Here is an 18754-nt window from a genome sequence, read left to right as displayed (position 1 = left end):
CTTTCGTGATTGCATCCCGCTTGGGCAGTGGGGGACAATCGATGATCGACCGGCGGGCATTCAACGGTGGCGGCCTTGCTGCGTTCGCGGCGGCTTTGGCACCGAATCTGGCATTGGCGCAGGCGTCCGGTGGTGCGCCGCTCACCTCGGACATCGGCAAGCTCAATCGCGTCCTCGTCCATAGCTTCCTCGAAAGCGATCATCCAGTCGACGTTCTCGGTGACGCGATCCTGCCCGATGCCGAAGCGGATACCGCCGCGGCAGCGAGCCAGCACGCGGGCCTCAATGCGATCCTGCGCGCCTCGGGCGCCGAAGTGATCGAGCTGCGCGACGCCCTGGCGAGTGCGATGGACGCGACGCGCGCTTCGGGCGTCCTCGCGGCTTGGGTCGACGAGGCATTTCCCCGGCTCGGCGCGCGGGCAGCGGAGGTTACGGCGGACCAGATCCTCGGCCGCGACCCCGCGTTGCGCTTCGCGCTCGGCGCCGACGGGTCCTATCGCCACGCCCAGAACAGCACGGTGGCGACGATGTGGACGCGCGATTCGGCGTTCATGACGCCCAAGGGCCTCGTCATCTGCAACTCGGTTTCGCAGCGGCGCCGGCGCGAGAACATGCTGCTGCGCTTCGTGTACGCGCATTCGCCGCAATTGAGGGACGTTCCGATCGCGTTCGACGCGGTCGAGGAAGGGATGATCATCGAAGGCGGCGACGCCATGATGGTCGATCGCAACCTGATGTTCCTCGGCACAGGCAACCGCACCGATCCCCGCATCGCCCCGGTCCTCGCCAGGCGATTGGGCATGGATGTCCTCGCGGTGCAGACGGTCGAGCGCGAATATCTCGCGACGAGCCAGCCCGGCCAGCCCGTGCCCGCGTTCGAACTCAAGCTGCTGCTGCTCCACCTCGACACCTACTTCACCCAGATCGCCCCGCGCCATGGGCTGACCGTGCCCTACCTGTTGGAGGCCGCCTTCGCCGAGTCGGGCCCGATGGTGCAGTTCATTCGCGGGGCACGGGCCGACACGCGACTGCCCGCGGACGACGCCGATGCCGCGCTCGCGATGCTCAAGGGGTTCGGCACGCTCAAGCTGTTCCGCGCAGGCACCGGCAAGGAGGAAAAGGTCGAGGGCAAGCTCGTGGACCACCTGCGCCGCCTCAAGTGGAAGCTCACCTGGGTCGGCGGTGTCCGGCCCGCCGGCAACGAGGAAGCCTTCGCGCGGTTCATGGCCACCACTTACCCGGAAATCCGGCGTCAGGCGGCCAACGTCGTGCAGGCGGTACCGGGACGGGTGATCGCCTACAGCGGCAATCCGGCGACGAAGGCGGCGATCGAGTCCGACGGCATCGCGGTCGACACGTTCCCGGGCCGCGACCTGTGGGCGTGGCACGGCGGTCCGCACTGCCTGACCCAGCCGCTCAGCCGGAGTTGACCTGCACGCTGGCCGCGCGGCGACTGGAGTTGGTCCTGGCCCACAACCGCAGGCGGATCATCCACGCGGTATGAAGCGCGGTGAAGATCACTGCGACGATGATCGCGGCGGGAAGCAGGGGCCGACCGGGCTCGGTCAGCGTCCATCCGGTCATCACCAGGATCAAGGCGAACAGGCAGGCAAAGAACCAGAGGCTTTCGCGGCGCCTCGTCAGCCGGGTCGGCTGCGGCCATGATTGAAAACACAAGGGCAGCTTGTGCAGATTTTTGGGCAACCGACGATCGGTCCACACCGTGTGCGCGACCTGCAAGCCGAGCGCGCCCACCATCACCAGCATGGTCGCAATCCAGTCCGGCACCCCTATTGCTCCAGCGGGACGCCCGGTTCGTGCTTGGCGGTGCGGATCGTCAGCGACGTCTTCACGCTGTCGACATTGGGTGCCGGGGTCAGCTTGCTCGTGAGGAATTCCTGGAAGCTCTGCAAATCCTGGCTGACGATCTTGAGGATGAAGTCGATCTCGCCGTTGAGCATGTGGCACTCGCGCACTTCGGGCAGCGCCTTCATGTGATCCTCGAACTCGCGCAGGGCTGATTCGGCCTGGCTCTTGAGGCTGACCATGGCGAAGACGGTGATGGCGAAGCCGAGCTTCGACGGGTCGAGATCGGCATGATAGCCGCGGATCACGCCGTCTTCCTCGAGTGCGCGCACACGGCGCAGGCATGGCGGCGCGGTGAGGCCGACACGGCTGGCGAGTTCAACGTTTGTCACCCGGCCTTCGGCCTGGAGTTCCGCCAGCAACTTGCGGTCGATGTTATCGAGATTGGCCATACCGCGCCCCTGGGCCTGCCCGCCCGACCCATTCGTCGGGCAACGAAAGCAGCACGGAATCGCGCTGCCGGATAATTTTATTAGTGTTGCCAGCAATTGTCCCGCTTTGCAACGCACGCAGGAGAGGCGGTGCCGCACGCCGATGTGCATGATAGCGCAATCCACCGCGGTCGGCCCTTTCCCGTTCAGGTCCGCATCGCCACATTCGGAGCGCCATGCATTTCGACGACCGCCTAGCCACCGTAATGCGCCACCGCGCTGCGGGCGAGCGCGCGGCGCGTACCCAGTTCCGGCAGTTGCTCGACCTTCTCGGCAGCCACCGGCACGGGCGCGACGAAAGCTTGCTCGCGGCGGCATGGCTGCGATTGGCCGCACTCGGCGAGTCGCTTCCCGCGCCCGAGCGCGCGGCGATGATCCGCGAACCCGGCTTGCGCTTCCGCAATCCCGAACTGGCGCTGCACCTGGCCGAGGACGAGCCCGAAGTGGCTGCGGCCGCACTCGGGGTGGCGCATCTCGATGCAGACGATTGGGACGCGCTGGTCCCGCGACTGCCGATCCGCGCGCGCGGCTTCCTGCGCCTGCGCCGCGACCTGCCCGCTCCCACCCAGGACTTGCTCGAGCGCCTCGGCATTCGTGACCGCGGACTGCCACGACCTGAGGACACCCGGGCGGCGGCAAGCGAACCGCTCGAACTCGCGGTCGAGGTTCCGCTCCCGCGCCGTCCGATTCCGGCCAACGACCTGGCCGATGACGACGACGATCTAGCGAACGTCGCGGTCGAGCCCGACGACACCGAGATCGCCGCGCTGGTTCGCCGGATCGAAGCGTTCCGCAAGAGCCGGTCCGGACGGCCCGGCAACGAGGAAGCACCGCGACTCCCGCTCGGCGAGCGCGGCGGGGTCGGCGATGAATCCGTCGCGGGCTTCGCTTTCACCACGGATGCCGACGGACGGATCGACTGGGCCGACTCGCCGGTCGCCCCGATGGTGACCGGGATGCTGCTGTCCTCTGCGATCGACGCCTCGCGGCGGCGCCAGCCGATCAGCGGCCTCTCGTTGGCACTTGCCGGCGCGCCTGCGATCGCTGGCGACTGGTCGGTCGATGCGGCCCCGCGGTTCAGCGAACAGGGTGGTCGCTTCGTGGGATACGCCGGGCGCTTTCGTCGTCCGCCGCCGCCAGAAATCGTCGCTTCCGCCGGAGATCCTGCAGCCGATCGGATGCGTCAGTTGCTCCATGAGCTGAAGACCCCGGTCAACGCGATCCAGGGATTTGCCGAGGTCATCCAGCAGCAGCTCTTCGGCCCCACCCCGCACGAATACCGCGCGTTGGCGGCGACGATCGCGGGCGATGCCGCAAGGATGCTCGCTGGTTTTGACGAGCTCGACCGGCTCGCCCGGCTGGAAAGCGGCGCGCTGACGCTGGAGACCGGCAATGCCGACTGGATGCGCGTGGTCTCGAAGCTCGCGGCGCAGCTCGACGAGGTCCTGCGCCCGCGCGGCGCGCGGTTCGAATTGACGACTGCAGGAGGCGACTGCCCGGTACCGCTCGATCGGCACGATGCCGATACGCTCGGCTGGCGGTTGCTCGCGACGCTCACGGGGGCGGCTGGGGCCAACGAGACGATCCGCCTCGACCTCGACCGGGACGACGCGGCCGTGCGGATGAGTGCATCGCTGCCCGAATCGCTCGCCCGTCTCGAAGAGGTGTTCGAATCCGACAGCCGGGCCGGCGGCGGCGCAGTGAGCGCGGGCATGTTCGGCGCAGGCTTCGCGCTGCGGCTGGCGCGCGCCGAAGCACGGGCGATCGGCGGCGATCTGTCGCGCGAGGACAACCGCCTGATCCTCACCCTCCCCCGCTTGACCGCGTCGGTGCGTGACTCTAGCCCGGTCGAGGCAGACGCCGCGCACGGGTAACGGGCGGGCGATCTGGCAGGCGTTCGGGCGCGAACGGGGAACACCAGATGGACCGGCCGATCACCGAACCGCCCCCACCGGGCCGCACCGCGCAATTCGCCGCAGGCTTCGGCACGCGGGTCCTGCTCACTGTCGACACCGAAGAAGAGTTCGACTGGGCGGGGGATTTCACGCGCGACCGCCACGGGCTCGACCACGTTCCTGCGATCGCCCGTTTTCAGCAATTCTGCGAAGGCCTGGGCGTGGTGCCCGTCTATCTCGTCGACTGGCCCATCGCCAATTCGCCTCGCGCGGTCGAAATCATCGGCGCCGCGGTAAAGAGCGGCCGGGCCGAGGTCGGGATCCAGCTCCATCCGTGGGTCAACCCGCCGTTCGACGATGACGTGAGCGCGCGCAACAGCTATGCCGGCAACCTTCCGCCGGATCTCGAGCGCGCCAAGTTCCTGCAGCTGCGCGACCGCATCGTCGCTGCGTTCGACGCGCAGCCGCTGATCTACCGGGCGGGACGCTATGGCCTCGGTACCGAAACCGCTGCGCTGCTCCGCGATGCCGGAGTGCCGATCGACAGCTCGGTCCGGGCGAACTTCGACTACACCGCCGGACATGGTCCAAACTATTCGCAGCACCCGTTGACGCCATACTGGGTGGATGAGCGGCGCAATGTGCTCGAGCTGCCGCTGACGACGGTGTTCTTCGGCCTGCTGCGGCAACAGGGTCGAATGTTCTCGCCGCTGCTTGGAAAGGTTCCGCGGCTCGCCGGAGTGCTCGCGCGGCTGACCTTGCTGGAAAGGATCGCGCTCACGCCCGAAGGCGTTACCGCGGAAGAGGCGCTGCGAGGCATCGATATCGCGCTCGACGATCGGCTGCCGCTGATTGTCTTGAGCTTTCACAGCCCCTCGCTCGTCCCCGGGCATACCCCTTATGTGCGCAGCGACGACGACCTAGACCGGCTCTACGACTGGTTCCGGCGGGTCTATGCCTACCTCGCCATGCGCGGCGTCGCGCCGACGACGGTAGCGGAGATCATGCAATCGGTAGAGCGTTGAGCTTGCAAGGCGTGCGCCGCCCGTCTACCGGCGCGGCACCGGTCGGAGCCAAGCGGTTTCGAAGGGGCCTGTAGCTCAGCGGTTAGAGCTGGCCGCTCATAACGGCTAGGTCGCGGGTTCGAATCCTGCCGGGCCCACCACCGGCCGGTCCAAGAGGGTCGGGGAGTAGCGCAGCCCGGTAGCGCGCCTGCTTTGGGAGCAGGATGTCGCAGGTTCGAATCCTGTCTCCCCGACCAACCGGACCTACCCGTCGAAGGTTTAGCGATTGCCCTTCGGCCCCTTGCGGTGCGGCTTGGGTCCGCGGGGTTTCTGAGGGGCATTGCCCGGACGGCCCTGCTGCACCGGCCTTGCCTTCACATCACCGCGCGGAGCCCGGTCGTTGCCTTCGCGCTTGCGCTGGCGGGCGGCATCGCGCGGCGTGTCGGGCGCTGCCTCGATCGCGACATCGCCGCCGTCCTCGGTGCCGGCCGTGCGCGCGACCGCGGAGGCGAACCGGTCGGCGATCGCGCGGGGCACTTGGAAATGCGTCTCGTTGGCACTGATGCGGATCGCGCCGATCTCGTTGCGGGTGATGTGTCCGCGACGGCAGAGAAGCGGCAGGATCCAGCGCGGGTCGGCGTTGTGGCGGCGACCGATGTCCATCCGGAACCAGACGACATCCTCGAACCCCTCGCGGTGGCGGTCCTGCTTGTCGGCCTGCCGCGCTTCGGGCGTATTGGCGGTCAGTTCCTCGACCGCCGGAAGGGCGGCGCGGTGCGAGCGCACGAGCGCGGCGGCGATATCCTCGGCGCTGCGCTGCTTGAGGAGGTCGGCGGCAAGCGCACGGTCCTCGTCGTCGAACTCGACGGCTTCGAGCAGCGCGTTCATCAAGCGCTGGCGATCGTTGCGGCGGATCTGCTCGGCGGTGGGCGCGGCGATCCATTCGGCCTCGATCCGCGCGCCGCGCAGCATCGATTCGACACGGCGACGACGGTTGTAGGGGACGATCAGGACCGCGGTGCCCTTCTTGCCTGCGCGGCCGGTGCGACCCGAGCGGTGCTGCAGGGTCTCGGCATCGCGCGGCAGTTCGACGTGGACCACGAGGCTCAGCGTCGGCAGGTCGATCCCGCGCGCGGCCACGTCGGTCGCGACGCAAACGCGGGCGCGGCGGTCGCGCAGCGCTTGGAGCGCTTGGTTGCGCTCGGACTGCGAGTGCTCGCCCGACAATGCGACTGCGGTAAATCCACGCTCCTGAAGGATGGCGTGGAGGCGGCGCACGTTCTCACGCGTGGCGCAGAACAGCATCGCCGTCTCGGCTTCGTGGAACCGAAGAAGGTTCACGACCGCATGGCCGATCTCAGCCGGACCAACGGTGACGGCCTGGTAGGTGATGTCGCCGTGCCCGCGATCATCACCGACGGTCGAAATGCGCAGCGGGTCACGCTGGTACTGCTGCGCCAGCCGCGCGATCGGCGGCGGCAGGGTGGCGGAGAACATCAGCGTACGCCGCGTCTCGGGCGTTCCGTCGAGAATTTCCTCGAGGTCCTCGCGAAAGCCCATGTCGAGCATCTCGTCCGCTTCGTCGAGCACGACCGCGCGCAGCGCGCCGAGGTCGAGCGAGCCGCGTTCGAGGTGGTCGCGCAGGCGGCCGGGCGTGCCGACCACGACCTGCGGCCCAGCGCGCAACGCGCGGCGTTCCTTGGACGGGTCCATTCCGCCGACGCAGGTGGCGACCCGGACCTGCGCTCCACCGTAGAGCCAGACCAGTTCGCGGCTGACCTGCAGCGCCAGTTCGCGTGTGGGTGCGATCACGAGGGCGAGCGGACGGTCGGAGAATTCGGCGTTGCCCTTGGCGTCGAGCAGCTCGGTCGCGAGCGCGAGGCCGAAGGCGACGGTCTTGCCCGAACCGGTCTGCGCCGAGACGACGAGGTCGCGCCCTGCAGCTTCGGGAGCGATGACTGCGGCCTGGACGGGAGTGGGTTCAAGATAGCCGCGCGCACGCAGCGCGTCGGCAAGCGCCGACGGGAGACTGGAATAAGGCATGGGCGCGCCCTTAGTCGCATCGGCGCTACAAAGCACCTCCAATCGGTCGGCCCGGCGATTTTACCCCGCCGGGCTGCCCATGCCTCAATTCCGCTGCGGCCCGATTACCGACTTACGGCGCTGATTTGATGGGGTTCGACTCGTTGGCGAGGATGCCGACGACCTGTGTCCACACCGCCACGTTCTGGCGCAGCTGCACCGGGTCGATCTTGTCGAGCGTATCGTCGGGCGTGTGGTGCAAGTCGAAATAGCGGGTGCCGTCCTGCTGCAGGTCGATGATGCCCGCCTTCGCCTCGCGAACGTAGTTGAGATCGGCTCCCCCGGTAGCGACTTCGCGCGAAGGGCTGACGCCGAAGCGTGCGACCGCTTCGTAGAGGCGCTTGTAGAGGTCGGGGTCGGCGGCGGAGAAGTTGCTGTCGATCCGCCAGACCCGGTCGGCGCCGAAATCGCTTTCGATCCCGGCATAGACCGGCTCGCCCTTGTGCGCGGCAGCGTAGGCCTTGCTGCCCCAGAGGCCGGTTTCCTCGGCGCCCGCGAAAAGTACCCGCACGGTCCGCAGCGGCCGCCCGGCGCGCGCGACCTGCTTGGCGGCGGCGGCGATGATGCCGCAGCCTGCGCCGTCGTCGATCGCCCCGGTGCCGAGGTCCCAGCTATCGAGGTGGCAAGCGAGCAGCACCGGCGGCAGCTTCGGATCGCGCCCGGTAATCTCGCCGACGACGTTGCCGCTCTGTGTCTGGCCGAGGTCGCGCGGGGTCAGCGTCAGCTTCATTCGGATCGGCTTGCGCCCGGCCCGCTCGAACATCCGGACGAGATTGTCGGCATCGGGGTTGCTCAGCGCGCCCGCCGGGATCAGCGCGACGCCCTCGGCGAAATTCGTCCCGCCGGTGTGCGGGGTGCGATGATCCTCGGTTCCGATCGAACGGATGACGACCGCGCGCGCGCCCTTGCTCGCGGCGACGCTCGGCCCTTGGCGGCGCACATTCCCGAACACGCCGTACTGCGAACCGTCCTGCGTACGCGTCATCGCGTGGTCGAGGAAGGCGATCTTCCCCGCAAGGCTGCCGGCGGGCATGGCTTCGAGCTCGGCGAACGAGCGGACGAAAACCACCTCGGCGGTCAGCCCGCCCTCGCCCGTCGATGCGCTGTTGCCGAGCGCGGTGATGTGCATCGGCTGCGCGTAGGGGGCGACGATCTCGGCTTTCTCCGCACCGCGTACCCAGGTCGGCATCGTGTAGGGCTCGATCGCGATGCGGGCGAAGCCGTTGGCCTTGAGCCAGTCGACCGCCCACGCGCGCCCGCGCGCCTCCGCTTCGGTGCCCGCCTGCCGGGGGCCGACCTCGGTGGTGATGCCCTCGACGAAATCCCACGCCAGCGTATCTTTCTCGAGCGCCTCGTCGGCGATGCCGGCCAGCGAGGGCGGCGGAGCGGCGACTGCGGCGGTTGAGACAAGGAGCGAAAGCGCGGCAAGCGCGAAGCGGGGGTGCGACATTGCCAGCCTGCTAGCTCGCCCGACGCCCCCTGCCAAGCCGCTTGCTCCCGTGGTCCCCAGCCCCTATCTGCGCGCCAACTCCCGACACCCCGATACCACGCAAGGACCCCCGATGGCCGCCCAGTACGCATACGTCATGAAGGACATGACGAAAACTTTTCCCGGCGCGCAGAAGCCGGTGCTGTCGAACATCAACCTGCAATTCTACCAGGGCGCCAAGATCGGCATCGTCGGCCCCAACGGCGCGGGCAAGTCGACGCTGATCAAGATCATGGCGGGGATCGACAAGGACTACACCGGCGAGGCCTGGCCGGGCGAGAACATCACCGTCGGCTATCTCGAGCAGGAGCCCGAGCTCGACGAGAGCAAGACCGTGCTCGAGAACGTCAAGGACGGCGCGCGCGAGACCGCCGACATGGTCGAACGGTTCAACGCGATCGGGATGGAGATGGCCGAGGACGGCGCGGACTTCGACGCGCTGGGTGCCGAGATGGCCGAACTGCAGGACAAGATCGACGCGGTCGACGGGTGGACGCTCGACAACCAGTTGGAAGTCGCGATGGAGGCCCTGCGCTGCCCGCCGGGCGACTGGTCGGTGAAAGACCTGTCGGGCGGTGAAAAGCGCCGCGTCGCGCTCACCCGCCTGCTGATCCAGAAGCCCGGCATCCTGCTGCTCGACGAACCGACCAACCACTTGGATGCCGAGAGCGTCCTGTGGCTTGAAAACCACCTCAAGGAATACGCCGGCGCGGTGCTGATGATCACCCACGACCGCTACTTCCTCGACAACGTGGTGGGCTGGATCCTCGAGCTCGATCGCGGGCGGTACTACCCGTACGAAGGCAACTACTCGACCTACCTGGAAAAGAAGGCCAAGCGCCTCGAACAGGAAAGCCGCGAGGAGAGCGGCAAGACCAAGGCGCTCCAGCGCGAACTCGAGTGGATCCGCCAGACCCCCGCCGCGCGCCAGACCAAGTCTAAGGCGCGTATCCGCAAGTTCGAGGAATTGCAGAACAGCCAGGACAATCGCGCGGTCGGTAAGGCGCAGATCGTCATCCAGGTGCCCGAGCGCCTCGGCGGCAAGGTGATCGAGGTGAAGAACATCTCGAAGGCCTATGGCGACAAGCTCTTGTTCGAGGACCTGTCGTTCATGCTGCCCCCCGGCGGCATCGTCGGCGTGATCGGACCCAACGGCGCGGGCAAATCCACCCTGTTCAAGATCATCACCGGCAAGGAACAGCCCGACACCGGTTCGATCGAAATCGGCAGCACGGTGCACCTCGGCTACGTCGACCAGAGCCGCGACCACCTGAACCCCAAGAACAACGTCTGGGAAGAGATTTCCGACGGGCTCGATTACATGCAGGTCAACAAGCAGGACATGAGCACGCGGGCCTATGTCGGCGCGTTCAACTTCAAGGGCGCGGACCAGCAGAAGAACGTCGGCAAGCTCTCGGGCGGTGAGCGCAATCGCGTGCACATGGCCAAGATGCTCAAGGCGGGCGGCAACGTCCTGCTGCTCGACGAACCGACCAACGACCTCGACGTCGAGACTCTCGCCGCGCTCGAGGACGCGATCGAGAACTTCGCCGGTTGCGCCGTGGTCATCAGCCACGACCGATTCTTCCTCGACCGTCTCGCCACGCATATCCTCGCGTTCGAAGGCGACAGCCACGTCGAGTGGTTCGAAGGCAACTTCGAAGCGTACGAGGAAGACAAGCGTCGGCGCATGGGCGACGCGGCAGACCGTCCGACGCGCCTGGCGTACAAGAAGCTCACGCGCTGAATCGAAAAACGGCGGGCCGAGGGCTGTTCCCTCGACCCGCCGTTTTGCAGGCTACCCGAGGGGTAGCGCGCTGTCAGCCGATCAGCAGTTTCCGGGGCGGCCGTCCGCGCAGTCGCCGACCGATTCCACGTCGTTGGCCGCGCCCTTGACCGTATTGCAGGCCGAAAGGATCAGTCCGCTCGACAGCGCGAGTGCGATGATCATCTTTTTCATCTGATGTTCCCTTACCTTGCCGGCTCCGACACGATGAGCGGCGCCTCCAGCAAAGGACAATCGACACGGCACTTCGGTTCCCGCACCTGCCGTCAAGTGGCCCGATGAAATCATCGATTTGCCGCGCGACAAATCGATCGACTTCCAGTTAGTCTGCCCGCGCTACGATCTGGGGGACGTACTGTGCCGCTCTTCACCATGCTGGCAGCCGCTGCCGCGCAAGCCGCCTCACCGGCCGCGCTTCCTCCACCCATTATCGACATGCACATGCACGCCTGGACGCTCGACGAATTCGGCGGCGAGAGCGTGCCGGCCTGCATCGCGGCAAAGGGGGTTGAGATGGTCGGCATCGATCCGGGCAAGCCGTTCGACTTCACCGCGCAGGCGGAATGCAAGGTCATGGTCCAGTCGCCCGCGACCTATGCGGCGGTCCTCGACGAGACGGTCGCGCAGATGCGGCGGTTCAACATCGTCGCGGGCGTGATCGCGGGCGAACGGGACACGGTCGCGGCGTGGCGCAAGGAGCACCCCGACCGGTTCATTCCCGCCGCCAATTTCTTCCTCGACGACAATCCGCCCCGGCCCGAACGCGTGGCCGAGCTCGAGGGCCGGGTTGCCAGCGGCGAGACCCGCGTGTTCGCAGAGGTCACTGCGCAATATCGGGGTATGAGGCCCGACGATCCGTCGCTCGAGCCGTTCTGGGCACTCGCCGAGAAGCTCGACGTGCCGGTCGGCATCCACATGGGATACGGCGCGCCGGGCGGGCCATACTGGGCCTATCCCAAATACCGCGCCGCGCTCGGCAATCCGCTGTTGCTGGAGGACGTGCTCGCTCGCCATCCGAAGGTGCGGGTCTACGTCATGCATGCCGGAATGCCGTTCACCGACGAGACGATCGCGCTGCTCTACAGCCATCCGCAGGTCTACGTCGACATCAGCGCCGACAACTGGGGCGTGGCGCGGGCGGAGTTCCACCACCAGCTCAAGCGGCTGGTCGACGCCGGCTATGGCAAGCGCATCCTGTTCGGCAGCGACCAGATGGTCTGGCCCCAGACGATCGAAATCGCGATCGAGGCGATTACCGACGCGCCGTTCCTGACGGAGGAGCAGAAGCGCGACATCCTCTACAACAACGCCGCGCGCTTCCTGCGGCTCACCCCGGCCGAGATCGCCCGCCACCACGGGCGGTAACGCGCCGTCAGTCCGACAACTTGGGATACCAGTCGGTTCCGCGACCCTCGGGCGTCATATCGAGGATGACCCACAGGTTCTGCAACTCCGGCCCGCCGCGCGGATCTTGCCCGGGATCGGCCGCTTCCTTAGGCATGACCGACTGCCAGAACAGGCGCACGTCTTCGCCGTCCTTAACGTAGACCGCCATTACTGGGTTCTCGCTGCCGTCATCGTTGAGCGCCCCGAAGAAACTGGCGTAATCGTCCCCAACGGTCTGCACGAAGTCGAGATCGCGCCAGCCGCGTTCCTGTGCGAAAGCATATTGGCGGCCCACGGGCGATCGGCCGAGAATCTTCAGAGCCACGCGTTTCTTGATCGAGCGGGCATTGCCCTCCATCGCATCCAGCGTGGTCGTGCACATAGGACAGGGCCGCTCGCGTTCCGGCCCGTACATCCAGAAATAGGTGACGAGGGTATCGTGATCCCCGAACAGGTCGGCGAGCGATGCGTCGAAGCCGTGCTCGTCCTTGAATTTCCAGTCGGCCGGGATGACCGGCCCCGGCGGCAGCGCTCGGCGCTGTTCCACCACCCGGGTCATTGTGCGCCGCTCCTCGATCTCGGCAGCCAACAGTTCCCGACGAGCCTTGCCGTATTCATCGCTCTCTCCGGCGAGCGGCTTGTAGAGCTCGGCGAGCTCGGAAGCGGGTTTCAGTTGCCTGTCGGTCATCGGACTCTCCTTGCCCGACCAACGACCGACCGCCCCGTCCTTTCCCCGATCAGGCGGCTGCGTCTATCGCTCCGTCGTATTCAGCCCTATTCTGATGAATCTGCGGCAGGTGCGCGAAGGTCCACTCGGCGAGCGCCATGACCGGCACGGCGAGCGACTGGCCGAGGTCGGTCAGCGCGTATTCGACCGAAGGCGGCACGGTGGGATGCACCGTGCGCGCGACCATGCCGTCGCGTTCGAGCGTGCGCAGCGTGCGGGTGAGCATCTGCTGGCTGATGCCGCCGATCTCTCGCTTGAGCTCGTTGAAGCGGCGAGGTCGTTCGACCAGCGAATTCACCAGCAGCACGGTCCACTTGTCGCCGACGCGGCTGAGCAGTTCGCTCACCGCGCGGCAGCCCGGATCGGAATAAGGGTGCGGGTTCTCGGTCATGCGGTCTCGTCCATCTGAGCAGGTCATACCGGTATGACCTGGTCACGAAAATTTGCGTTCTTGCGGGTCCTATATGGTCACTTATGTGGTGCAGGTCAATATTAGTGACCAAATCTACGGAGCAGACCAGCATGAATATCCTCCATCTCGATTCGAGCATCACGGGCGACCATTCGGCGAGCCGCCAGCTGAGCGCGGCGATCGTTCGCGAACTGACCGACGCCGATCCGGCCGCGGCGGTCACCTATCGCGACCTCGTCGCCCAACCCCTCGATCACATCACCCTGCCCGGCTTCGGCGGCGATGCGTCCGCGCAGGCGCTCGCCGAGTTCAAGGCCGCGGATGTGGTCGTGATCGGCGCCCCAATGTACAATTTCACGATCCCTTCGCAGCTCAAGGCGTGGATCGACCGCGTGCTCGTGGCGGGCGAGACGTTTCGCTATACCGAAACCGGTCCCGAAGGCCTCGCCGGCGAAAAGACCGTGATCGTCGCGATTGCCCGCGGCGGGCTCTACGGCGAAGACAGTGCTGCGCGCAGTGTCGAGCACGCCGAGCGCTACCTCGCGTCCGCGTTCGGCTTCATCGGCGTGACTCCGCAGTTCGTTATCGCGGAAGGACTGAAGATCAGCGACGAGGCGCGCGATGCCGCGCTCGCCTCCGCCCATGAAGCGATCCGCAAGATCGGCGCGGCCTGCCCGGTTGCCTGACCGCAATATCGTTTTCCTACAGCGGGGCGGCGGTGGCATGGCGTGACCATGACCGACCGCCGCCCGCCTATGGCTTGGCCGCTTGAAGCCCCGGCGACTTCGCCGGATGGATTTGGGCGTATACTTCGTGTCACCTTTCGGACCGGACCGTCGCTGCGGTCCAAAAACGGAGATGTCGCAGGACCGTGGGACATGCGGGACATGCCCTCGACCTCGTTCAGAATGCGGACAGCCAATCTGAACTACTTACCGAGTCGTAAAGACAACCGCAGGTGGTGGGGCGGTTCTTGGACGAAAGGACGCCCATGACATTGAAGACCGTTCTGCGTACGTGCGGGGCATCGGCACTGGCCGTTGCCGTCGCGCTCGGCGCATTCGCCGCGCCCGCATCGGCGCAGGACCGGCGCGAACGCGACAGCGAGCGCAGCGAAGCGCGTCAATCCTGGCGCGAGCAGCGGGCCGAGCGACAGCAGCAGCAGGCCCAACCGCGCCAGCAGCGCACCGAAGCTCAGCAGCAGCAACAGCGCCCGCAGCGCTCGTGGGATGCCGGCCGCGCCCAGCAGACGCAGGCGGCTCCGCAGCGCCCGAGCGGCGACTGGAACCGCGGCGACCGGCGCAATGCGACTGCGACCGAGCGATCGGGTCGCGACTGGAACCGTCGCGACAACTCCAGCAACGACTGGGGCCAGCAGCGCGCCGCCCAGGCGCAGGCGCAGGCGCAGCAGCGTGCCCAGGCCGAGGCCGCAGCGCGCTCGTCGGGCCGCGACTCGCGAACGACTTGGGGCAGTGCCGATCGCAACCGTTCGTACAGCGACCGCCAGCGCAACCAGTCCTACCGCGACGGCAATCGCGACGGTCGCCAGACCGATTGGCGGCAGGATCGCCAGCAGACCCAGAACGCCTACCGCAGCGGCTATCGCGACGGTGTGCGGACCGACAACTGGCGCGATGGCGACCGCGACGGCCGCCGATACGACGGCAATCGCGACGGTCGGCGCTACTCGGGCGATCATCGCCGGTGGAGCAACGACTGGCGGCGCGACAGCCGGTACGACTGGTATCGCTACCGCAGCGCCAACCGCAACGTGTTCAACATCGGCGCCTATTATTCGCCGTATCGCAACTACCGCTACAACCGGGTCAACATCGGTTTCACCCTCGGCAGCCTTTTCTATGGCAGCCGGTACTGGATCAACGACCCGTGGCAGTATCGCCTGCCGCCCGCCTACGGTCCGTATCGCTGGGTCCGCTACTATGACGACGCCCTGCTGGTCGACGTCTACAGCGGCGAAGTCGTCGACGTGATCTACGACTTCTTCTGGTAGGTTTTTCGGCGGGCGGGATTGAGTGGCTCGCCTGTCGGGAAACTGGACCCCCGTCGGCCTCGCGTCGACGGGGGTCCTTTTCGTGACGGTTCAGGCCTTGGGCGTGCCGAACGGCAGCATCCGCCATAGGTTGCCGTCCTTGTCGAAGACCGTGTGCTTCAGCGCGCCGAGGATGTGCAGCGCGATCAACGCGAGCAGGATGGTCCCACCCGCCGCGTGGGCATCGAAGATCGAACCTGCAAGCTCCTTGTTCGAACCGACGGGGAGCGCTGGGATGTCGAACATGCCGAAGAAGCTGATCGACTTTCCGCCGAGGGAGTTCGCCAGCCAACCGCCAAGCGGCAGTCCGATGAGCAGGATGTAGAATACCGCGTGAGTGACGCGGGCGAGCGTCCGCTCCCACGCTTTCAGCGTCGAGGCGAGCGGCGGCGGCTTGTGCGCGATCCGCCAGCCGAGTCGGACCAGGGTGAGCACGAGGATCAGCATCCCCCACGCCTTGTGATAGCCGAAAACCTCCGCCTTGACCGGCCCGTCGAGGTGCTCGGCCGTCTCCGCGATCCGCCAGTTCATGATCACCAGGATCGCGATCAGCCAATGGAGCAGCATGGCCACTCCCGAATAGCGTGGGCCTTGCTCTGCCTGCATCCTAACGCTCCTGCGGTGGTTGTCCGCTCGGTTGTAGCGACGGGTTTGCGCGCGGCAAGACGATTGCTAGGAACCGCCTATGGCTACGACCGAACTGATTCCGGACAAGGACGCGCTGCGGCGCCTGGGTGAGACCGTGCGCAAGCGGCTCGAGACCAACCCGCGCGTGTACAAGGTACCGACCGACAAGGCAGAGATCTTCGCGATCGGCGATTTCCTCAGTCCCGACGAGTGTGCGCGGTTCGTGCGGATGACCGACACCGTCGCGCGGCCGAGCTCGCTCTACGACCAGGACTACGCGACGGGCTTTCGCACCTCGTACTCGGGCGACCTAGACGCGCGCGAACCGCTCGTGATGGCGGTCAGCCGGCGGATCGACGACCTGCTCGGCATCAACGCGATCTGCGGGGAATCCATCCAGGCGCAGCGCTATTTCCCCGGCCAGCAGTTCAAGCCGCACAACGACTGGTTCTACACCGACCAGGACTACTGGAAGGGCGAGCGCAAGCGCGGCGGGCAGCGCGCGTGGACCGCGATGGCGTTCCTCAACAAGGTCGACAAAGGCGGCGAGACGCACTTCGTCGAGGTCGGCGCGAAGATCGAACCCAAGCCCGGCGTTCTGCTCGTGTGGAACAACGCTCTCCCCGACGGGTCGCCGAACGAGAATACGCTCCACGCCGGTACCCCTGTGACCGAAGGCGTGAAGTACGTACTGACGAAGTGGTATCGCACGCGCCGCTGGCGCTGAGCTACTTCTCGCTCCGCACCTCCTCGATCACGTCCTCGAAGCTTTCCTCGGCGCGCTTCGCACCGCGGATGGCGAGGTGCATCATCCGGTCGAGCTTTCGCGAGAGGCGGACGATTTCGAGCTGGGTGCGCAGGTTCACCTCGTAGTCGTGCCGGGCCGCGATGCGGTCCTTCTTGGACTGGCGATTCTGGCTCATCATGATGACCGGCGCCTGGATCGCGGCGAGCATCGAGAGCATCAGGTTGAGGAAGATGTACGGAAACTTGTCGAACGCCGGCACCCCGATGGCCTGCAATGCGCCGCTGTTGATGACGACCCAGGTCAGCAGGACGAAACCGAAGCCCATGATGAAGGCCCAGCTGCCGCCGACCGCAGCGACGCGGTCCGCCAGCCGGTCTCCGAAGGACGCCTCGAGCTGCTGCGCTTCGGCTGCGTCGATCCCGAGATAGCATCCGGCAGCGACCCGCTGGATGACCTCCTGCTCTTCCTCGTCGAGTTCGGCGAGCTCCCGACCGAGAAGATCGCGCGCCAAGCGCTCGGGATCGGCCGCCCCGCGGATCACCGCGCCAGCGCCTCGGCGATCAGCGCGCGCGTGTTGGCGATGCCGTAGAGCGCGATGAAGCTGCCCATCCGCGGCCCCTGCTCGCTGCCGAGCAACGTGCGGTAGAGCGCCTGGAACCAGTCGCGCAGGCTTGCGAAAGCGAACTCTTCGCGCTTGCCGATTTCGTAGACCATCGTCTGCAAATCTTCCGCCGAAGTATCAGGTTCCACGGCCGCAAGCTGTGCATCGAGTTCACGCAGCGCCGCCGCCTCGTTCTCGGTCGGCTTTTCCCGCACGAGGCCGGGTGCCACGAAGTCGCGGTTATAGGAGAGCGCGGTGCCGACCAGCGCATCGAGCATCGGATGCGCTTCCGGGTCGGCATTCTCGACGTAGTTGCCGAGGTACGACCACACCTGCTCGCGCGTCGCGCCCGCGCCCAGCACCGCGACGAGATTGAGCAGCAGCGCATAGGTCACCGGCAGGCTCTCGCCCGCACCCTTGCGCTGCGGATCGGTGACGCCGAGCAGGTGCCACACCGGATTCCCCAACTGCTTGTCGAGCGTCTGTTCGCCGAGCAGCGCGCGCGACTGCCAGTAGTCGTCGACCGCGCGCGGGATCACGCCCGCGTGCAGGCTTTTGGCGCTCTTGGGATTGGGAAAGATGTAGAAGCCGAGGCTCTCTTCCGACCCATAGGACAGCCATTCCTCGATCGTCAGGCCGTTCCCCTTCGACTTGGAGATCTTCTCGCCATTCGCGTCGAGGAACAACTCGTAGATCAGCCCCTCGGGCTTCCGCCCGCCGAGCACCTGCGCGATCTTGCCCGACTGCACGCCGCTGTCGGTCAAGTCCTTGCCGTACATCTCGTAATCGACGCCGAGCGCGACCCAGCGCATCGCCCAGTCGACCTTCCACTGCAGCTTGGCCTGTCCGCCCAGCGCCGACTGCTCGACCACTGTGCCGTGCTCGTCGGTGAAGCGGATCGTCCCGGCTTCGGCGTCGACCACCTCGACCGGAACCTGCAGCACGACGCCACTCTTCGGGCTGACCGGCAGGATCGGCGAATAGGTTGCCGCACGCTCGGCGCGCAGCGTCGGCAGCATGATGTCGAGGATCGCCTGGTTCTGCCGCAGCACTCCGCGCAAGGCCTCGTCGAACGCGCCCGAATTGTACATCTCGCTCGACGAGACAAACTCGTAATCGAAGCCGAAGCGGTCGAGGAAACGGCGCAGCATCGCATTGTTGTGCGCAGCGAAACTGGCGAACCCGGCCTCGAACGGATCGGGAATACGCGACAAGGGCTTGCCAAGGTTCGCGTCGAGCAGGGCGCCGTTGGGCACGTTGTCGGGCACCTTGCGCAACCCGTCCATGTCGTCGCTGAAGGCGACCAGCCGCGTCGGCGCGCCGCCGGTCAGCGCCTCGAACGCGCGGCGGACGAAGGTCGTGCGCAGCACTTCCTGGAACGTGCCGATGTGCGGCAGGCCGCTGGGGCCGTATCCGGTTTCGAATACCACCGGCTTCCCGTCCGGCCGGCGGCCGTCGGGATAGCGCTTGAGGATCTTCTTCGCCTCCTCAAACGGCCAGGCCTTCGAGATACGGGCGGCTTCCATCAGGTCGGTATCGGTCATCGCGCCAGCGCCCTCGCCCAAGGTCGCGCGCCGCGCAAGCGCCAAGTGGGCCGGATTTGTGGCCCGCCCTCAACTGTCGGCCTGCGTCGGCGAAAAGCCTGGTCGA

The 18754-nt window shown here is 66.7% G+C and carries 18 protein-coding genes and 2 tRNA genes; 10 read left to right on the top strand and 10 right to left on the bottom strand.

The features are described from left to right. Window positions 1-41: 41 nt before the first annotated feature. Entirely contained in the window at window positions 42-1430 is a 1389-nt protein-coding gene (locus ACWPMX_RS03560; RefSeq protein ID WP_455698673.1) for an arginine deiminase family protein, read from the top strand. Here ACWPMX_RS03560 and ACWPMX_RS03555 read toward each other — a convergent pair. Next, window positions 1417-1788, bottom strand: coding sequence for a hypothetical protein (locus tag ACWPMX_RS03555; RefSeq protein ID WP_455698672.1), 372 nt, complete (start codon window positions 1786-1788; stop codon window positions 1417-1419). The genes ACWPMX_RS03560 and ACWPMX_RS03555 overlap by 14 nt on opposite strands. A 2-nt stretch (window positions 1789-1790) precedes the next feature. Then, a complete protein-coding gene (locus ACWPMX_RS03550) occupies window positions 1791-2258 on the bottom strand; it encodes an Lrp/AsnC family transcriptional regulator (protein WP_455698671.1) in 468 nt (155 codons plus the stop codon). Between the two features lie 215 nt (window positions 2259-2473). On the opposite strand from ACWPMX_RS03550, the gene ACWPMX_RS03545 reads away from it, so the two are divergent. The 4 genes from ACWPMX_RS03545 (at window position 2474) to ACWPMX_RS03530 (ending at window position 5453) form a co-directional block, all read left to right on the top strand. Next, window positions 2474-4171 carry a sensor histidine kinase gene (locus ACWPMX_RS03545; protein ID WP_455698670.1) on the top strand — a complete coding sequence of 566 codons (1698 nt, stop codon included), beginning with the start codon at window positions 2474-2476 and terminating at the stop codon, window positions 4169-4171. 47 nt (window positions 4172-4218) lie between these two features. Continuing rightward, a complete protein-coding gene (locus tag ACWPMX_RS03540) occupies window positions 4219-5217 on the top strand; it encodes a polysaccharide deacetylase family protein (RefSeq protein WP_455698669.1) in 999 nt (332 codons plus the stop codon). A gap of 64 nt (window positions 5218-5281) precedes the next feature. After that, window positions 5282-5357: transfer RNA gene (locus ACWPMX_RS03535), tRNA-Ile, on the top strand. Between the two features lie 19 nt (window positions 5358-5376). After that, a tRNA-Pro gene (locus tag ACWPMX_RS03530) sits at window positions 5377-5453 on the top strand. A 22-nt stretch (window positions 5454-5475) separates the two neighbouring features. Here ACWPMX_RS03530 and ACWPMX_RS03525 read toward each other — a convergent pair. Together ACWPMX_RS03525 and ACWPMX_RS03520 are read right to left on the bottom strand one after the other, a co-directional pair. Continuing rightward, on the bottom strand, window positions 5476-7239 hold the full coding sequence (locus ACWPMX_RS03525; RefSeq protein WP_455698668.1) for a DEAD/DEAH box helicase: 1764 nt from the start codon (window positions 7237-7239) through the stop codon (window positions 5476-5478). Window positions 7240-7351: 112 nt separating this feature from the next. Beyond that, window positions 7352-8728 (bottom strand): M20/M25/M40 family metallo-hydrolase, encoded by a 1377-nt coding sequence (locus tag ACWPMX_RS03520; RefSeq protein ID WP_455698667.1) that lies wholly within the window; start codon window positions 8726-8728, stop codon window positions 7352-7354. 112 nt (window positions 8729-8840) lie between these two features. Here ACWPMX_RS03520 and ettA point away from each other — a divergent pair, with 112 nt between their 5' ends. Further along, complete coding sequence (ettA, locus tag ACWPMX_RS03515; protein ID WP_455698666.1) at window positions 8841-10514, top strand: energy-dependent translational throttle protein EttA; 1674 nt, start codon at window positions 8841-8843, stop codon at window positions 10512-10514. A gap of 81 nt (window positions 10515-10595) precedes the next feature. On the opposite strand, the gene ACWPMX_RS03510 is transcribed toward ettA, so the two are convergent. Continuing rightward, window positions 10596-10727, bottom strand: a complete 132-nt coding sequence (locus ACWPMX_RS03510; protein WP_455698665.1) for an entericidin A/B family lipoprotein — start codon at window positions 10725-10727, stop codon at window positions 10596-10598. 183 nt (window positions 10728-10910) lie between these two features. Between ACWPMX_RS03510 and ACWPMX_RS03505 the strand changes: the two genes are divergently transcribed. Next, on the top strand, window positions 10911-11918 hold the full coding sequence (locus tag ACWPMX_RS03505) for an amidohydrolase family protein (RefSeq protein WP_455698664.1): 1008 nt from the start codon (window positions 10911-10913) through the stop codon (window positions 11916-11918). A gap of 7 nt (window positions 11919-11925) precedes the next feature. On the opposite strand, the gene ACWPMX_RS03500 is transcribed toward ACWPMX_RS03505, so the two are convergent. Together ACWPMX_RS03500 and ACWPMX_RS03495 are read right to left on the bottom strand one after the other, a co-directional pair. Then, window positions 11926-12627 carry a DUF899 family protein gene (locus tag ACWPMX_RS03500; protein WP_455698663.1) on the bottom strand — a complete coding sequence of 234 codons (702 nt, stop codon included), beginning with the start codon at window positions 12625-12627 and terminating at the stop codon, window positions 11926-11928. A gap of 49 nt (window positions 12628-12676) precedes the next feature. Beyond that, window positions 12677-13057 carry a winged helix-turn-helix transcriptional regulator gene (locus tag ACWPMX_RS03495; RefSeq protein WP_455698662.1) on the bottom strand — a complete coding sequence of 127 codons (381 nt, stop codon included), beginning with the start codon at window positions 13055-13057 and terminating at the stop codon, window positions 12677-12679. Window positions 13058-13188: 131 nt separating this feature from the next. On the opposite strand from ACWPMX_RS03495, the gene ACWPMX_RS03490 reads away from it, so the two are divergent. Together ACWPMX_RS03490 and ACWPMX_RS03485 are read left to right on the top strand one after the other, a co-directional pair. Beyond that, complete coding sequence (locus tag ACWPMX_RS03490; RefSeq protein ID WP_455698661.1) at window positions 13189-13764, top strand: FMN-dependent NADH-azoreductase; 576 nt, start codon at window positions 13189-13191, stop codon at window positions 13762-13764. Window positions 13765-14069: 305 nt separating this feature from the next. After that, entirely contained in the window at window positions 14070-15089 is a 1020-nt protein-coding gene (locus tag ACWPMX_RS03485) for an RcnB family protein (RefSeq protein WP_455698660.1), read from the top strand. Between the two features lie 90 nt (window positions 15090-15179). On the opposite strand, the gene ACWPMX_RS03480 is transcribed toward ACWPMX_RS03485, so the two are convergent. After that, on the bottom strand, window positions 15180-15734 hold the full coding sequence (locus ACWPMX_RS03480; protein WP_455698659.1) for a cytochrome b: 555 nt from the start codon (window positions 15732-15734) through the stop codon (window positions 15180-15182). A gap of 79 nt (window positions 15735-15813) precedes the next feature. Between ACWPMX_RS03480 and ACWPMX_RS03475 the strand changes: the two genes are divergently transcribed. Next, window positions 15814-16482, top strand: a complete 669-nt coding sequence (locus ACWPMX_RS03475; RefSeq protein ID WP_455698658.1) for a prolyl hydroxylase family protein — start codon at window positions 15814-15816, stop codon at window positions 16480-16482. Between the two features lies 1 nt (window position 16483). Here the strand turns inward: ACWPMX_RS03475 and ACWPMX_RS03470 are convergent, their stop codons facing one another. Together ACWPMX_RS03470 and ACWPMX_RS03465 are read right to left on the bottom strand one after the other, a co-directional pair. Beyond that, the gene (locus ACWPMX_RS03470) at window positions 16484-17044 is read right to left on the bottom strand and encodes a DUF1003 domain-containing protein (protein ID WP_455698657.1); all 561 of its coding nucleotides are present in this window, start codon (window positions 17042-17044) and stop codon (window positions 16484-16486) included. After that, entirely contained in the window at window positions 17041-18648 is a 1608-nt protein-coding gene (locus ACWPMX_RS03465; RefSeq protein ID WP_455698656.1) for a lysine--tRNA ligase, read from the bottom strand. The genes ACWPMX_RS03470 and ACWPMX_RS03465 overlap by 4 nt, the downstream gene beginning before the upstream one ends. Between the last annotated feature and the right edge of the window lie 106 nt (window positions 18649-18754).

It is taken from the genome of Tsuneonella sp. HG094, from assembly GCF_053819285.1.
This window is presented reverse-complemented; position numbering and strand designations above follow the sequence as displayed.

What these genes read in the sequence shown, in the direction of transcription:
- ACWPMX_RS03500 (WP_455698663.1), bottom strand. Translation starts at nt 12,627, where the DNA reads ATGACCGACAGGCAACTGAAACCCGCTTCCGAGCTCGCCGAGCTCTAC.
- ACWPMX_RS03525 (WP_455698668.1), bottom strand. Translation starts at nt 7,239, where the DNA reads ATGCCTTATTCCAGTCTCCCGTCGGCGCTTGCCGACGCGCTGCGTGCG.
- ACWPMX_RS03475 (WP_455698658.1), top strand. Translation starts at nt 15,814, where the DNA reads ATGGCTACGACCGAACTGATTCCGGACAAGGACGCGCTGCGGCGCCTG.
- ACWPMX_RS03510 (WP_455698665.1), bottom strand. Translation starts at nt 10,727, where the DNA reads ATGAAAAAGATGATCATCGCACTCGCGCTGTCGAGCGGACTGATCCTT.
- ACWPMX_RS03520 (WP_455698667.1), bottom strand. Translation starts at nt 8,728, where the DNA reads ATGTCGCACCCCCGCTTCGCGCTTGCCGCGCTTTCGCTCCTTGTCTCA.
- ACWPMX_RS03465 (WP_455698656.1), bottom strand. Translation starts at nt 18,648, where the DNA reads ATGACCGATACCGACCTGATGGAAGCCGCCCGTATCTCGAAGGCCTGG.
- ACWPMX_RS03495 (WP_455698662.1), bottom strand. Translation starts at nt 13,057, where the DNA reads ATGACCGAGAACCCGCACCCTTATTCCGATCCGGGCTGCCGCGCGGTG.
- ACWPMX_RS03490 (WP_455698661.1), top strand. Translation starts at nt 13,189, where the DNA reads ATGAATATCCTCCATCTCGATTCGAGCATCACGGGCGACCATTCGGCG.
- ettA (WP_455698666.1), top strand. Translation starts at nt 8,841, where the DNA reads ATGGCCGCCCAGTACGCATACGTCATGAAGGACATGACGAAAACTTTT.
- ACWPMX_RS03540 (WP_455698669.1), top strand. Translation starts at nt 4,219, where the DNA reads ATGGACCGGCCGATCACCGAACCGCCCCCACCGGGCCGCACCGCGCAA.
- ACWPMX_RS03545 (WP_455698670.1), top strand. Translation starts at nt 2,474, where the DNA reads ATGCATTTCGACGACCGCCTAGCCACCGTAATGCGCCACCGCGCTGCG.
- ACWPMX_RS03550 (WP_455698671.1), bottom strand. Translation starts at nt 2,258, where the DNA reads ATGGCCAATCTCGATAACATCGACCGCAAGTTGCTGGCGGAACTCCAG.
- ACWPMX_RS03560 (WP_455698673.1), top strand. Translation starts at nt 42, where the DNA reads ATGATCGACCGGCGGGCATTCAACGGTGGCGGCCTTGCTGCGTTCGCG.
- ACWPMX_RS03485 (WP_455698660.1), top strand. Translation starts at nt 14,070, where the DNA reads ATGACATTGAAGACCGTTCTGCGTACGTGCGGGGCATCGGCACTGGCC.
- ACWPMX_RS03480 (WP_455698659.1), bottom strand. Translation starts at nt 15,734, where the DNA reads ATGCAGGCAGAGCAAGGCCCACGCTATTCGGGAGTGGCCATGCTGCTC.